This is a genomic window from Micromonospora sp. NPDC003197 (assembly GCF_053590565.1).
Genome location: NZ_JBSFTE010000019.1, coordinates 84,340 through 98,953, shown reverse-complemented (window position 1 = coordinate 98,953; position 14,614 = coordinate 84,340). Strand labels below are relative to the sequence as shown.

At 70.9% G+C, this 14,614-nt stretch carries 9 protein-coding genes; 6 read left to right on the top strand and 3 right to left on the bottom strand.

Annotated elements, in window-relative coordinates; all coding sequences use genetic code 11:
* Positions 1-99 precede the first annotated feature (99 nt).
* From ACWDV4_RS21000 to ACWDV4_RS20980, 5 genes are all read left to right on the top strand, one after another.
* Positions 100-1,395 carry a tetratricopeptide repeat protein gene (locus ACWDV4_RS21000; RefSeq protein WP_449981320.1) on the top strand — a complete coding sequence of 432 codons (1,296 nt, stop codon included), beginning with the start codon at positions 100-102 and terminating at the stop codon, positions 1,393-1,395.
* 241 nt (positions 1,396-1,636) lie between these two features.
* Positions 1,637-4,270, top strand: coding sequence for a fibronectin type III domain-containing protein (locus ACWDV4_RS20995; protein WP_449981358.1), 2,634 nt, complete (start codon positions 1,637-1,639; stop codon positions 4,268-4,270).
* Positions 4,271-4,304: 34 nt separating this feature from the next.
* Entirely contained in the window at positions 4,305-5,291 is a 987-nt protein-coding gene (locus tag ACWDV4_RS20990) for an AAA family ATPase (protein WP_449981318.1), read from the top strand.
* Between the two features lie 10 nt (positions 5,292-5,301).
* The gene (locus ACWDV4_RS20985) at positions 5,302-6,465 is read left to right on the top strand and encodes a DUF58 domain-containing protein (protein WP_449981316.1); all 1,164 of its coding nucleotides are present in this window, start codon (positions 5,302-5,304) and stop codon (positions 6,463-6,465) included.
* A complete protein-coding gene (locus ACWDV4_RS20980) occupies positions 6,459-8,774 on the top strand; it encodes a DUF3488 and transglutaminase-like domain-containing protein (protein WP_449981314.1) in 2,316 nt (771 codons plus the stop codon). Before ACWDV4_RS20985 ends, ACWDV4_RS20980 begins: the two co-directional genes overlap by 7 nt.
* Positions 8,775-8,839: 65 nt before the next feature.
* On the opposite strand, the gene ACWDV4_RS20975 is transcribed toward ACWDV4_RS20980, so the two are convergent.
* Complete coding sequence (locus tag ACWDV4_RS20975; protein ID WP_449981356.1) at positions 8,840-9,814, bottom strand: LLM class F420-dependent oxidoreductase; 975 nt, start codon at positions 9,812-9,814, stop codon at positions 8,840-8,842.
* A gap of 101 nt (positions 9,815-9,915) precedes the next feature.
* Positions 9,916-10,797: a phosphatase PAP2 family protein gene (locus ACWDV4_RS20970; RefSeq protein ID WP_449981312.1), complete on the bottom strand. Its 882-nt coding sequence runs from the start codon at positions 10,795-10,797 to the stop codon at positions 9,916-9,918.
* Between the two features lie 154 nt (positions 10,798-10,951).
* Here ACWDV4_RS20970 and ACWDV4_RS20965 point away from each other — a divergent pair, with 154 nt between their 5' ends.
* The gene (locus ACWDV4_RS20965) at positions 10,952-11,599 is read left to right on the top strand and encodes a DUF3159 domain-containing protein (RefSeq protein ID WP_449981354.1); all 648 of its coding nucleotides are present in this window, start codon (positions 10,952-10,954) and stop codon (positions 11,597-11,599) included.
* A 53-nt stretch (positions 11,600-11,652) separates the two neighbouring features.
* Here ACWDV4_RS20965 and ACWDV4_RS20960 read toward each other — a convergent pair whose 3' ends face one another.
* On the bottom strand, positions 11,653-14,559 hold the full coding sequence (locus tag ACWDV4_RS20960; protein ID WP_449981310.1) for a glycoside hydrolase family 48 protein: 2,907 nt from the start codon (positions 14,557-14,559) through the stop codon (positions 11,653-11,655).
* Between the last annotated feature and the right edge of the window lie 55 nt (positions 14,560-14,614).

Genomic DNA, 14,614 nt, shown 5'->3' with positions numbered 1-14,614 from the left:
TTGCAGATAATCCTACTCGGGCTTGAATTCCTCGGTGGCGGGGAAGACGAAGTCGACCAGGGCCTGTCGACTGGCGCTTCCCCCCTCGGGACGGGCAGCATGACGGACGTGTCCCAGCCGCCCCCACTTCCCGCCGTACGTCGCGACGCCCAGGCCCGCCGCGACACGGGCGACCTCGCCGGAGCCCGCAACCTACTGACGGCCGCGCTCGAGGCCGGCCGCGCCGCGTACGGCAAGGATCATCCAGAGGTACTCAACACCGCACACCTGCTGGCCCGGCTACATCAGGAGGCCGACGATCCGGCCTCGGCCCGACGCGTCCTGGAGGAGGCGCTGGCCGACGGGCAGCGCCGGTGGGGGGACGCCGACCCGCTGCTACTCGCGATCTCCTTCGACCTCGGCACGGTGGCCGAGGCCCTGGGCAACCGGCACGAGGCTCGACGCAACTTCACCCGAGTGGCCACCACCGGTCCCGGGGTGCTGGGCGAAGACCACTGGTCGGTGCGGGCAGCACGGGACTACCTGGGCCTCCCGCAAGCCGACGAGGGCACGGTCGCCCTGCCTGCGCAGCCGGCCACATCACCGCCGGTACCGGCAGCGCCGCCCATACCCGCCCCCGCACCCCCTCCTGCCCCTACCCCTGTCCCTACCCCTGTCCCGCCTCCGCCCCCTGCTCCTACTCCCCCACCGGCTCCTACTCCCCCACCGGCTCCTACTCCGCCACCGGCTCCCGCTCGGCCACTGGGACCGGTGGCCGAGCCTCCGACCACGCCCCTCGTCACGGTGCCGGTCTCGGCACCGCCACGTATGGCCGCTCCCCCACCCACCGCGTACCCGGGCAATGGCTATCCCCCGCCGACACCGGGACCCCAGCCGTATGTGACCGGACCGTCGGGCAGGGCCGCCCCTGCTCGGCCGATGTCGGCACCTCCGCTCGCACCTTCGAACCCGCAGGGCTCACGGGGACGGAACGGAATGGTGATCGCTCTCGTCGCGGTCGCGGCCGCAGTGGTGGCGGTAGTCGCGCTGGTGATCGTTGTCGTGTTGCGGGACAGATCGACACCGCTGCCCCCGGCCGAGCAGACGCAACCCTCCACCACTCGAACCACCGCCGGCGATCCCCCTACCGAGCTACGGCTACGCGACGACCAGTCGAGCATCACGATCACCTGGACCGACCCGACCAACGGCACGGTGCCGTTCATCGTGGCTGGCGGTCAGGCCGGTAGGAGCCTGGGCGCGATGGCCACACTCGACGCCGGGGTCACCAGCCATACGATCAACGGTTTGAACCCTCGACTCGACTACTGCTTCACCGTCCTGGCGGTCTATTCGACGGACGGCTACGCCACCTCAGGACAGGTCTGCACCGCCCGCAGCAACTCGCCAGGGTGACGCAACGTCACCAGCCCTTTTCCACCTCAGCCACCTGACCTGGGACGACGATGCGGAGGCTCGCGAGTTCCAATACGCCGCGTCGAAGTGTCCATAGTCGGACAGATCGGGTTACCGCACGTAACGACCAGGCCCTATGATGGCACCCGGCTCGGCGTGGAACGCTGGCGTCAGCACTGACCAGGGACGTTTGCGACGTATGGGGAGGCGGCCGGCTGTGGTCACCACAGACAACGGCAGCATGGGCGGCGACATCGGCGACGGCCCGGTCGATCCAGCGACGACACCTCGTCGCCGGTCCCGACGGATACGCGGCGGGATCGTCACGATCGGCACGGTCGGGGCGCTGGTCGCCGCAATGGGCCTGACCGTGCTGGGGCTCGGTGCGGCCGACAACGCGGTGGCCAGCTACGACGCCAGCTCCTGGCTGTGGAGCGCCGCCAAGGGTGAGTTGGCCCGGGTCAACGGGCTCACCGGGCGGGCGGACACCCGCGTGCAGGTGCCCACCGGTCGCACCCATCCGGTCCAGGTGGTCCAGACCGATCGGCTGCTGGTGCTGCGGGATCTCAACACCGGCCTGGTCAGCTCCCTCGATCTGGCTACCCTGCAGGTGAGCGCCACTACCCGAACCACCGCCGGGCTCGGCGTCAACGTCGCCCTACACAAGGACTCCGCCTTCGTCATCGACGCCGTACAGGGCATTGTCCGCCAACTCGACCCACGAACGCTGACGCCAATCGGCGAACCGATCAACTACCCGCCGGGCATCACCGGCGGTGCCTTCGACGGCGCGGGCCAGCTGTGGATCGGCATCCCCAGCCAGGGCACTGTCTCAGCGATCACCGCCGGCCCGCTACCCGGATCTGCCGGTGGCAGCGGCGGTAGTGGTGGCCTCAGCCCCAAGCAGGTACGTACGGTGGCGGTCGCCGACCCCAGCCACGACCTGGCGATCTCCACTCTGGACGACGGGGTGGCCGTACTCGACCGGACCACCGGCGCGCTGACCACCGTGCGCGGTGAGGAACAGCGGACGGTCAACCTCACCCTGGGCGGACTGGGCAGCCTGCCGCCCCGGACCAACGGGCCAACGGTGGCGGTTACCGTCGCCGAGCACCGACAGGTCTTCCTGGTCGACGCCGCCGGCGCGGTACGACAGTTCAAGGTGCCCGGCGAGGGAATCGAGCTGAACCCGGCGGTGACCTGGGCGGGCCGGGTCTACTGCACCGACCCGGCCGACGGGGTCATCTACTCCTTCGACCAGAGCGGCCAGCCGACCGACAAGATCGAGGTATCGGGCGCGAACGGACCGCTGGAGTTGGAGGTCCGGGAGAACCATCTGTTCATCAACGCGCCGAACTCGGCGAACGCCCGGGTGGTCGACGACAAGCATCAGGTACGGACGGTCGACAAGTACACCAACGACATCCTCGGCGGCGACCCGCCGAAGAGCATCCCGCCGACGCCGCCGAAGAAGCCGGCGGTCAACAAGCCGAGCGCACCGCGTAGCGTCACCGCCGCTGCTGGGGACGCCCAGGCCCGGGTGAGCTGGCAACCGGCCGCCGCCAACGGTGCGCCGATCATCAAGTACGTGGTGCGTGGCGCCGACCGGACCTTCGAGGTTGGCGCGAACCAGCGCGCACTGGAGGTCACCGGCCTGGTCAACGGCGAGACGTACCGCTTCTCGGTGCACGCCGTGAACGCCAAGGGTGCCGGGCCGGAGCGCACCAGCAACCCGGTCGTGCCGACCTCGGAGGTGCCCGCCGCACCGGCCAGTGTGACCGCCCAGGAGCGGCCGGACGGCACCGTGCTGGTCAAGTGGCCGGCCGCCGACGGCCTGGGCCACAAGATCGCCAAGTACGCGGTGACCGCCATCTCGCCCGGAGCCAACGCCCCAGCCGGTGAGTCGACCAAGACGGAGTTGGTCATCCCCGCCGGTGAACTGGAGTACGGCACCCAGTACGCCTTCACGGTGGTCGCGGTGAGCCAGAACGGCGCGGGTTCCAAGGCGTCCCCGGTGAGCAACACCGTGGTTCCGTTCAACCGGCCGGCCGCCCCGACCGGGCTGACCGCGGCGACCGTGGCCGGCGAGGCGGGCGCGATCTCAGTGGCCTGGACGCCGGCCAAGGAAAACGGCCGGCCGATCACCAAATACGTGGTCGAGGCGGGAAGTCACAAGGTCGAGGTAACCGACACCCGGGCCAAGGTGACCGGGCTGGGCAACGGCCAGAACGTCGTGGTCAAGGTGCAGGCGGTCAACGAGGCCGGCACCGGACCGGCCGCCACCAAGTCGGCCAGCACGGTAGCCGAGCCGAAGGTGACCGTCACCGGGGTCACCACCGACGCCACCTCGGCGACGGTCCGATTCACCGTCAACGCCGGCGGCGGACAGGCCACCTGCACGGTGGCCCCCACCGGCAAGGCCGCCGTCCCCGGTAGCTGCTCCAGCATCCGGGTCACCGGCCTGAACCCGGGTACCAAATACACCTTCACGGTGACCGCACGCAACGCGGCCGGCGCCGGCACGGCGACCGGGACCGGCACCACCACCGACCTGTGGGGGACGGCGACCTGCAACAACGGCGAGTCCGGCGAGACCGCGACCTACTGCGACAAGGACCGGGACGGCCGTAACGGCAACGAGGTCTTCTCGGTGCCCCGGCAGGACAACGACAAGCAGGTCGGCTGGGCGAAACCGGGCACCCGGTTGAAGGCGTTCTGCAAGGTACGCGGCGAGCACATCGACTCGTACATCTACAACAAGCAAAAGGCGAGCACCTGGTGGGTACGCGTCGACTACAAGGGACGTAACTACATCCCCTGGGCCTGGCTCAACCTCGACGGCGGCGACAACATCAACGCGCTGCCCGGCTGCTGACCCACCCCCGTACCAGCGAGGAGCAACATCCGCAGTGAACAGCCGTGAGCCGCTCTTTCCGCAGCAGGTGCAGGGCTTTGCCGCCCTGGCCGCCCGGCTGGCCGCCAATGTCAGTTCGGTGGTGCTGGGCAAGCCGAAGGTGGTCCGGCTGGCGTTGACCGCGCTCTTCGCGCAGGGGCACCTGCTGCTGGAGGACGTGCCCGGGGTCGGCAAGACGACGCTGGCCCGGGCGATCGCCGCGTCGGTACGCGGGCAGTGGCGGCGGATCCAGTTCACCCCCGACCTGCTACCCGCGGACGTGGTCGGGGTGACCATCTTCAACCAGGCCACCCGGGGGTTCGAGTTCCACCCCGGTCCGATCTTCGCCAACATCGTCATCGCCGATGAGATCAACCGGGCCTCGCCGAAGACCCAGTCGGCGTTGCTGGAGGTGATGGAGGAGCGCACCGTCACCGTCGACGGCACGCGCCACCCGGTGCCGCAGCCGTTCCTGGTGGTGGCCACGCAGAACCCGGTCGAGATGGATGGCACCTACCGGCTGCCCGAGGCGCAGCTCGACCGCTTCCTGATGAAACTTTCCGTCGGTTATCCGGACGAGGCGGTGGAGGTCGAGGTGCTGCGCGGGGCGACGCTGCGGTCCCCGGAGGCGCTGGAGGCGGTCACCGACACCGCCACCGTCGGCGAGTTGGCCCGGCTGGCGCAGCGGGTGCACATCGCCGATCCGCTCTACGCGTACGCGGTCCGGCTGGCGGCGGTGACCCGGAGCCACCCGCACGTGCGGATCGGGGTCAGCCCGCGCGGGGTGATCGCGTTGACCCGGGCGGCCTGCGCATACGCGCTCATCGACGGGCGCGGCTGGGTGCAGCCGGAGGACCTGAAGACGCTGGTCGAGCCGGTCTTCGCGCACCGCATCCTGCTCTCCCCCGACGCCCAGGTACGCGGGGTCACCGCCACGCAGGTGCTACACGAGGCGGTGGCGTCGGTGCCCGTACCGTTGCCCGCCGCAACGCCCGGAGCCTGAGCCGCCACCCATGACGATCACCGCACGCGGTGCCGGCCTGCTCACCGGTGCCGTCCTCCTTCTCGTGACCGGATTCTGGTTCGGGTACGCCGAACTGGCTCTGCTCGGCGTCGCTGCGGCGATCGCGGTCGCCTGCGCGGTCGGCTACGCCGCGTGGCGGCCCCGGCTCGACGTGACGCGGCTCGCCGAGCCGGACCGGGTAGGCCGGGGGGAATCGGCCACCATGACGCTGACCGTGCGCAACAGTGGCCGGGTGCGCTCGGCGAGCCTGATCGCCGAGGACCGCTGTGGCAACCAGCCGGTCCCGGTGCCGCTGCTGCGCCTGCGCCCCGGGCACGACACGACCGTGAGCTACCCGGTGCCCACCCAGCGACGCGGGGTGGTGACGATCGGGCCACTGCGGATCACCGGCCGGGACGCGCTGGGGCTGATGACCGTGGCCCGCTCGCAGGGCGGCACCGCCGAGGTCCTGGTGCACCCACGCATCCACCCGCTGGCCGCCGTACCGGCCGGGGTGACCCGCAGCCTGGACGGCCGGATCGACCGGGTTCCGCACGGTTCGATCACCTTCGACTCGCTGCGGGAGTACGTCGTCGGCGACGAACTGCGCCGGGTGCACTGGCGGACCAGCGCCAAGGTCGGCGAGTTGATGGTGCGTGAACACCTCGACACCAGCCTGCCTCGGCTCGTGGTGCTGTTGGACAACCGGGCCGGTGCCCACCCCCGGGTGGTCGACGGCGTCGCCGAGACCTTCGAATCCGCCTGTGAGGCGGCGGCCTCGGTGGTCGCCGCCGCTTACCGCGAGGACCTACCGGTGGTGCTGCTGATGGTCGTCGACGACAGCGACCCGGCGACCGGCGGTGCGTTCCTGGACCGGCTCGCGGCCGTCACGCTGCGCCCCGACCCGCCCGGTGCGGGCGACGGGCCGCTGCGTACGGTGGCCCGCCAACTGCGGCAGGACCGGCTCGGCGACACCCTGGTCTTCCTCACCGGCCCCGGTGCCCGCACCGACCTGGGCCAGCTGGGCGCGCTGCGTGGGGCGTACCCGTCGGTGGTGGTCGGGATGTTCGGTGCGACCGGGCAGTCCGCCCCCGATGCCGCCGGTCTGGTCGTCCTCGACGCGGCCGACGGCACCGAATTCGCCGCCGAGTGGGATGGCGTACGCCGATGGTGAGACTGCTGCGGGTCGTCCTGCTGCCGCTGACCCTGATCGGGCTGATCGGACTGACCGGGCTGGCCCTCGGTCGGGTCTACGCCGGGCCGCTGCTGGCCCAGCTCACGCTCGGTGCGGCGGTGGGCTCGGTGCTGGTCAGCGTCGCCGCCCGACGGTTGCCGTCCTGGCTGGTCGGACCGCTGTCGGTGCTGGCGATGACCGGGTACGTCGGGTTCGCGCTCTGGTGGACCGCCCGCCGTGCCGAACTGCCCGGTGCCTTCGGCACGGTGGCGCTCGACGCCGCCCGCAACGGTATTCCCCGCCTGCTCACCGCGATGATCCCGGCCGAGCCGGTACCGGACACCGTGATCGTTCCGCTGGTGGCGGCCTGGCTGGCCGGGCTGACCGCCGCCGAGGTGGCGATGCGCGCGGGCCGGGTGCTGCTCGGCTACCTCCCGCCCACCCTGCTGTACGTCGGTGCGCTCTACGTGGTGGGCCCCAACGCCGAGCCCGCCATCTGGCCGACCGTGGGCTTCGCCGCCCTCGCCGCGCTCGGACTCGCGGTGGGCGGACGGGACACCTCGCTGACCGCCGGGTCCGGTGGCAGCGGCAGCGATGTTCCGGCTGCGATCCGGGTCCAGACCCTGCTCGGTACCGCCGCCGGCCTGGTCGTGGTGGTCGGGCTGATCGCGGCGGTGGCCCCGGTGGTGGCCGGCCGGGTCGGTGACACGCCGGTAGATCCACGACGCTACGTACAGCCGCCGCAGGTCGACAGCCTCGACGAGAATCCACTGATCCGAATCTCCGGCTGGGCGTTGAACCCCGACCAGGAACTCTTCTCCGTACGCACCACGGTGGGGGCGGTCGAGGGCGGGGAGCAGACCGTTGAGACGCCACCCCCGGCACCGGATCCGGCGGCCAGCGACGCACCGGATCAGACGCCGCGCGGCACCGCGGTACGAATCCGACTCGCCGTGCTCAGCGACTACGACGGGGTGACCTGGCGGGTCGGCGGCACCTACCGCAACGCCGGCCGGGTGTTGCCGACCGTGCCGGTGACGGCGGGGACCGCGCAACAGCCGGTACGGCAGGAGATCACGGTCGGGGAGCTGAGCGGACGGCTGGTGCCGGCGGTGGCGACACCCCGGCAGGTCACCGGGGCCCGGATCGCCTACGACGTCGCCAGCGGCACGCTGATCCGCCCGGAAGGACTGGTGCCGGGGCTGCGCTACACCGTCGACTCGCTCCAGGAACGTCCTGATCCGAATCTGCTGGCCACCGCGAACGTCCCGTCGGGTGACGCGGTGGCCCGGGTGCTGCGGGTCGAGGAGGGCACCCCGGAACAGCTCCGCCGGCTGGCCGACGAGCTGGCCACGGAGAACGGTGCACCGTACGCCCGGGCGCTGGCGATCGAACAGTTCCTCGCCGAGCACTACCGGATGGTCGCCGACGCGCCCAGCGGGCACGCGTACCCGAACCTGAACTTCTTCCTCTTCGGACCGCGTAACGGCGGTGGGCAGCGCGGCACCTCGGAGCAGTTCGCGGCGGCGTACGCGGTGCTGGGCCGGTTGATGGGGCTGCCCACCCGGGTGGTGGTGGGGTTCAGCTCGGCCACCGGCGACGGCCCGGTCCGAGGTGCGAACGCCTTCGCCTGGCCGGAGGTGCTCTTCGAGGGGATCGGCTGGGTAGCGTTCGACCCGCTGCCCCGACCGGACACCGAGCCACGGCCGGTCGAGGAGGACTTCAAGCCGCGACCGGAGGAACCACCGCCGTCGCCGGACGAGGCCCTGCCCAGTGCCACCCCGGCAGAGTCGGACGCTGCCCCGGTAGCCGCCCCGCCGCGAGACCGAGGGCTCTCCGGTCCGCTGCTGGCCGGTGGTGGCGTGGGTGCGCTGGCGCTGATCCTCGGCGGGCTCGTGGTGGTGGTCCTGGCGCTGCGTCGGGCCCAGCGCCGCGGTCGGCTCGACAGCGGCCCGCCGGAACAACGTATCGCCGGTGCCTGGCGGGAGGTGACCGACGCGCTGCGGCTGGCCGGCGCGCCGGTCGCCGGCCATCTGGCCGCAACCGAGGTGGCGGCGCAGGCCCGGGCGGTCGCCGCAGCCGGGCCGGACTTCGTCCGGGCCAGGGTGCGTCCGCCGGTACCACCGATCGACGACCTCGCCGACCTGGTCAACCTGGTGGCCTTCGCGCCGGGGACGGCCAGCGACGAGCAGGCCCGGTTGGCCAGCGAGCAGGCTGTCGCGTACGCGGACGCGCTACGCGCCCGCCGGCCCTGGTGGCGTCGGCTGCTCTGGTCGGTGCACCCCGGCCCGCTCCGCTGGCGGCGTTGACGGTCGCCCCGCTGCCGCTGGCGGCGTCGGCAGTCACCCCGCTGTCTGCCGGCGAGGTCGGGTGGTCAGTGCCCGGCGCCCTGGCCCAACTGGGAGATCATCGTCGCCAACGCGGCGGATCCGCCAGCGGCCAGCTCCGGGGTCGGCAACAGGGCGATCACCGGAGTGTTCACCCCGGCCGCCACATACTCGCGTACCTTGGCCCGGCACACCTCCGGGCTCCCGTGCAGCACCAACGCGTCGACCACCTCGTCCGGCACCGACGCGGCAGCCCCCCGCCGGTCCCCCGCCGCCCAGGCCTGCCACATCGGCCCGAGCACCGATTCGCGCCCCAGCCAGCGGTGGAACTCGGCGTACGCCGGCACGGTGAGGTAGCTGGTGATCAGCCGGCGGCCCAGCGCGCGAGCGTGCGTCGTGTCCTCGGTCGGGCAGACGAACAACCGGGCAGCCACCTCGAAGCCGGGCCGCCGCTGGCCCACCTCGGCCAACACCCGGGGTACGTCGGTGGCGGCCAGCCAGTTGAGGATCGTGCCATCCGCCTCGGCACCGGCCAGGCGCAACATCCGGGGACGTAACGCGGCGAGCAGGATCGGCGGCGGAACGCTCGGCGTCCGTTCCAGCCGGAACCGCCGGATGGTGAAGGTGTCGTACACCTCGTCCACTGTGTCGCCCCGCAACGCGGCCCGCAGGAACCGCAGCGTGTCCCGGGTACGCCGGAACGGTTCGACGAACCGGATGGCGTTCCAGTCCTGGACCAGCACCGGCGATGACGCGCCGATGCCGAGAGCGAAGCGGCCCGGAGCAGCCTCGGCCAGCGCCGCCGCGTTCATCGCCAGCAGCCCCGGTCCCCGGGTGTAGACCGAGGCGATGGCCGTACCGAGCCGTAGCCTCGGTTGCCAGGCGGCGGCCAGCGCCAGCGGGGTAAACGCGTCCGTGCCGTTGACCTCGGCGGACCACAGATCGGTGAAGTCGGCTTGGGCCAGCGCCGCGTAGACCGCGTGGTGGTCGGTGAGCGAAACACCGCCCAGCGGCACAGTCATTCCCCAACGTATCGTCACCGACTGATGGTGCCTGGTAATCCGGCCTGTCGGCAAGATCCGACTTCCGGCGTGCCGCATCGACGGTGGCCGTGTCCTCCCGATCAGCCGGTGTACCGAGGGACCACCCGGTGCACGGTGGTCAGCACCAGGGCCATCAGCAGACCCGCGACGCCCGCGATGCCTGCCGCGCTGCCCGCGTACGCGACGAAGAGCCGGCGGCGGCTGAGCTGCTCGGGCGGTACGGAGAGCACGTCACCGGTGAGGTCGAGGGCGACCGCCGCCACCGCCAACAGGACCACGCCGGTCAGCACCAGCAGGGTCGACGCGACCCGGTGCTTGTCCCCTGGTTCCACCTGCGCGTCCGCCCCTTGGACGAACAGGAGCAGTATTCCGGCGAGCGCCGCCCAGCCCCCCACGACCAGCAACGCCGCCGCCGCGTCACTGGGCCGGTGCCAACCTGCCGACAGGGTCGCCACCCCGGCGAGGGCGGCGTACCCGGCAGCCACCAGCGCACCCCACCCCCGGACCCGGGGCGGGAGCACCAGAACCAGCGCGACCGCCACGGAGGCGGCGACCGTGGTGTGCCCGCTGGGCAGCGTGTTCCCGACGGCCGCCCGGTCCGGGTCGACGCCGAGGTCCGGACGGTAGAGGGAGTATTTGAGCACCTGGGTGGTGACGTTGGCCCCGGCGATGAGCAGAGTGGTCGCGACCGCCAACGCGATCCGGCTGCGGATCAGGGCGATGAACCCGATGACGGCGGTGGCCGCCAGCAGGGAAACCACCGACATGGCGCTCAGTACGGTGTCGACCAGCCCGTCGATGCGCTGCTGTCCGATGGTGTTGCCGGTGAGGGCGATCGTGTCCAGCAGTTGTCCGCGTCGGGTATGGACGGCGAACCGCCAGAGCGCACCCAGCGCCAGAATCTGGCCGATGAGCAGTAGCACCAGCCAGCCGATGGTCAGGCCGCTTCTCCGACCGAGCATGCCCCCTACGGTAGTGCCGGAGCAGAACCGCCGCTCGGGCACCACCCGGACCGCCGGTTAGGCTACCCTAAAAACGAAGGTGGTGATTCCTTACCCGGGTGTCGCGCCACCATCCGGTACCGCGCTCGGCACCGGCCAGCTACCGGAGGTGCGGATGTCAGTGACGCCGGAGCGTGACCAGCCGGACTCCCTTGTCAGCCTGCTCGGTGGCCGCCGGGGGGCGATCGACGCGACGCTACCGCCGGTCGGTTTCGGCGTCGGCTGGCTGGTCGGTGGGGAGTCGCTCTGGGGTGGGGTGATCGCCGCGCTGCTGGTGGGCGTGGCGGTGGCCGGATGGCGGCTGAGCCGTCACCACCGGCCCCGCTCGGTGCTGGTCGGTCTGCTCGCCGTCTGCCTGGGTGCCCTCATCGCCCTGCGTACCGGTCGGGCCACCGACTTCTTCCTGCTCCAGCTCGTCTCCAACGCGGCCAGCGCGCTGGCCTGGACGGTCAGCATCGTGGTGCGCTGGCCGCTGCTGGGCGTCGTCGTCGGCATCGTGCTCGGTCAACGTACCCGGTGGCGGCGTGACCCGGCGCTGCTGCGGGCGTACGGCCGGGGCAGTTGGGTCTGGGTGATGCAGTACGTCGTGCGGCTCGCCGTGTTCATTCCGCTCTACCTGGCCGACCAGGTGCTGGCGCTGGCCACCGCCCGCGCCGTCCTGACCTGGCCCCTGGTGGCGGCCTGCCTGGCCGGCAGTTGGTGGGTCATCCGCCGGTCGCTGCCCCCCGAGCACCCCGGCCTCCGCCACCCCGCCTTGAGGTAAGGAAGGGCCCCTTCTTATCGCTTTCTGCATAGGAAGGGGCCCTTCCTAACACCTCAGCCGTTCGGGAACAGGTGACCGAAGTCGGCGAACGCCATGGCGATGTCCGTCTGTGCCCAGAACCGGTGGTAGCGGAACTCCGGCACCGGGCCCCCATTCAGGTACGCCTGGACCTTCGGCCAGTCCGGGTCGGAACGGTAGAAGGACCGGATGTCCACGAAGCTCTTGCCCGCGGTGATGGTGTCCCCGTTGGGCATTTGACCGGTCCAGCCCGGCGGCAGGTAGAGGCCCTGCCCGGTGCTGGCGTCGTACACGTCGTCGAACCGGCGGTAGTCCGCCCGGGTCTCCACCGTCGAAATACCCTTCTCCTCGGCGTGCGCGTACATCGCGTCGAGCAGCCCCTTGGCGGTGGTCTTCGCCGCCGCGTTGCCCGACTTGGCCGCGTACCACATCAGGGTCCGGGCGTACGCCGCACCGACGCCCACGTCCCTACCCTTGGCGATCACCTCGACGTGCAGGTTGGTGTTCGGCTGCGGGTTGACCGGGTCCCAGGTGTTCGGCTGACCGGTCCACCGCATGTCCGCCGGGATCTCGAAGTTGCCGCCGGTGCCGATCGTGGTGTTGGCGATGGCCCACGGCACCCACTTGTCGAGGATGGCCTTGGCCTTGGCGTTGCCGGTCACGTAGTACAGCTCCGCGACCCGTTGCAGCGACCACACCTGCATGCCGAACCACTGGTTGCTGCCCGGGTCCTCGTAGACCGGGTGGTCGTCGTAGAACATGCCGTAGAAGGTGGACTTTCCGGCCGGCGGCTGGGCGTACGCGCCGTCCCAGCTGTTGGTGGCGCCGCCGGAGATGGCTCCTTCGGCGGACTGGAGCCACTGGTAGAACTCCAACTGCCGGTTGAAGCTGTTGGTCCAGTCGGCGACCGCGGTCGGCGACTGCGGCTTCAGCTCGGTCACGTTGGTCAGCGCCCAGGCCGCGAACGGGTTCTGGTAGCCGAAGTGGTTGTGGCTGGAGCCGATCCGCCAGGACCAGCCGGCCGACGTGTCGGTCGCGCCACCCCAGGCGTAGTACCACGACATCAGGTAGTGCGCGGAGTCCTTGCCGGTGCCGGCCGCACAGGTGGTCGGCCCGACACAGTTACCGATCTTCTTGAAGTACTTGTCGAACATCGCGTAGCGCAGGTAGTCGCCCATCTTGGCGGCCTTGGCCACGGTGGCCGCCACGTCAGCCTGCTTGCCCTGGGCCTTCGCCCAGGTCAGCGCCCAGTAGGCGGCCTGCACGGCGCGGGCGTCGGCGTCCGGCGCGTTGGTGTACTTCCACTGTTTCGCCGGGGCGTTGGCCTCCTTGACGGAGATGTCCAGGTAGCCGTACGGGCCGCCGTGGCGGAACGTGTCGCAGGACGGCTGCGGCACGGTCTCCCACACCGACTCCTGGGGCCCGCGCTGGAAGGTGTTGATGTACGCCGGGCGGGTGGTGCCGTCGCCACACCGGCCGTAGCCGTACGTGTTGTCCACGTCCAGCAGCCAGTGCATGCCGTAGATGTCGCCGGTGCCGTACGTGGACTGCAGTTCGTTACGCAGCGGGTCGGCACCCACCGACACCGAGGGCTGCAACTGGGACGGGTACTGGCTGGGCAGGTTGTATTCGGCGGCGTACTGGGCGGTGCCGTTGACACCGGCGGTCGGCTGGTCGGCGTGCGACGGGATGATGTAGTTCTCCATCACCGTCCAGGCGTTGTTGAACGGGGCCCAGTTCTGGGTGACCCGGCCGTACTGCGCCTCCAGCCAGATCCAGAAGCTGAACGCCTCCGATGTGGTCTCGTGACCGTGGTCCGGTGCTTCGACGATCAGTGTCTCGATGGAGTGGTACGGCACGCCCTCCGGGCTGAAGTAGCCCGAGTTCTTGATTTTTCCGTACTGCTCCAGGAAGCGGGCGGTGTAGATGTTGTCGCCGCCCGGCACGTCGTTGTCGATCTCGGTGGCGGTGATCGCCAGCGGGGCGTACCCGCTGGCCGAGGCGGTGATGGTGGCGGTACCGCCCACGGTGTCGGCGTCCTCGGCGGCCGAGACGGTCAGGTTCACCCCGGTGTTCCAGTTGCTCGAGGTGAGGACGGCCGAGGTCGGCGCGACGGTGACATCGGTGTCGCCGGTGCGGGTCAGGGTGACCGGTACGTTGCCGGCCGGTGCCGCGCTGAGCTTCAGGTTCACCGTGGAGCTGCTCCCCTCGGCCACGCTGACCGAGGACGGGGTGGCCACCAGCACCGGCCCGGAGCCGGGGGTCACGGTGAACGCCTTCTCGGCGGTCGCGGTGAGGTTGGCGTTGTCGTACGCCTTGGCCTGCACCGTGTACGCGCCGGTCGGCAGATCCTCCAACAGATAGCTGTACGGTGCGCTGGTGTCGGTGTTGACCAGCAGGCCGTTGCGGTAGAACTCCACCTTCGCGATGGTGCCGTCCGGATCGCTGGCGGTGGCGGTCAGCGGCACGTCGGCGGGGGCCTCGAAGGGGCCGGCCGGCACGGTGAGGCTGACTGTCGGCGGCTGAGGCTGACCGGTGCCGCCGCAGGTCACCCCGTTGATCGCGAACGAGGTTGGCTTGGCGTTGGTGCCGGTGTAGGCACCGTTGAAGCCGATGTTGGTCGAGGCCCCGGTACCCAGGTTCCCGTTGTACGACATGTTCGTGGCGGTCACCTGGTTACCTGACTGGCTCCAGTTGGCCGACCAGCCCTGGGTGATCTGCTGGTTGCCGGGGAAGGCGAAGGTCAACGTCCATGAGGTGACCGGATCACCGAGGTTCTTGATGGTCACGTTGGCGGTGAATCCGGTGTTCCAGTCGTTCGTCGCGTAGACCACGTCACAGGAGGGCGCGGCGTGTGCCGCCCCGCCGGGCAGGGTGAGCCCGGCGGCCATCAGTACGCCGGTGGCAACCACCGCCACCCGGCGTCTTGCCTTGATTCGCATAGCTCGCTGTCTCCTTGCGGGACCGGGCCGGGACCGTACGGACCCGGCTGGCGCC

What these genes read in the sequence shown, in the direction of transcription:
- ACWDV4_RS20980 (WP_449981314.1), top strand. Translation starts at nt 6,459, where the DNA reads ATGGTGAGACTGCTGCGGGTCGTCCTGCTGCCGCTGACCCTGATCGGG.
- ACWDV4_RS20975 (WP_449981356.1), bottom strand. Translation starts at nt 9,814, where the DNA reads ATGACTGTGCCGCTGGGCGGTGTTTCGCTCACCGACCACCACGCGGTC.
- ACWDV4_RS20960 (WP_449981310.1), bottom strand. Translation starts at nt 14,559, where the DNA reads ATGCGAATCAAGGCAAGACGCCGGGTGGCGGTGGTTGCCACCGGCGTA.
- ACWDV4_RS20970 (WP_449981312.1), bottom strand. Translation starts at nt 10,797, where the DNA reads ATGCTCGGTCGGAGAAGCGGCCTGACCATCGGCTGGCTGGTGCTACTG.
- ACWDV4_RS21000 (WP_449981320.1), top strand. Translation starts at nt 100, where the DNA reads ATGACGGACGTGTCCCAGCCGCCCCCACTTCCCGCCGTACGTCGCGAC.
- ACWDV4_RS20995 (WP_449981358.1), top strand. Translation starts at nt 1,637, where the DNA reads ATGGGCGGCGACATCGGCGACGGCCCGGTCGATCCAGCGACGACACCT.
- ACWDV4_RS20985 (WP_449981316.1), top strand. Translation starts at nt 5,302, where the DNA reads ATGACGATCACCGCACGCGGTGCCGGCCTGCTCACCGGTGCCGTCCTC.
- ACWDV4_RS20965 (WP_449981354.1), top strand. Translation starts at nt 10,952, where the DNA reads ATGTCAGTGACGCCGGAGCGTGACCAGCCGGACTCCCTTGTCAGCCTG.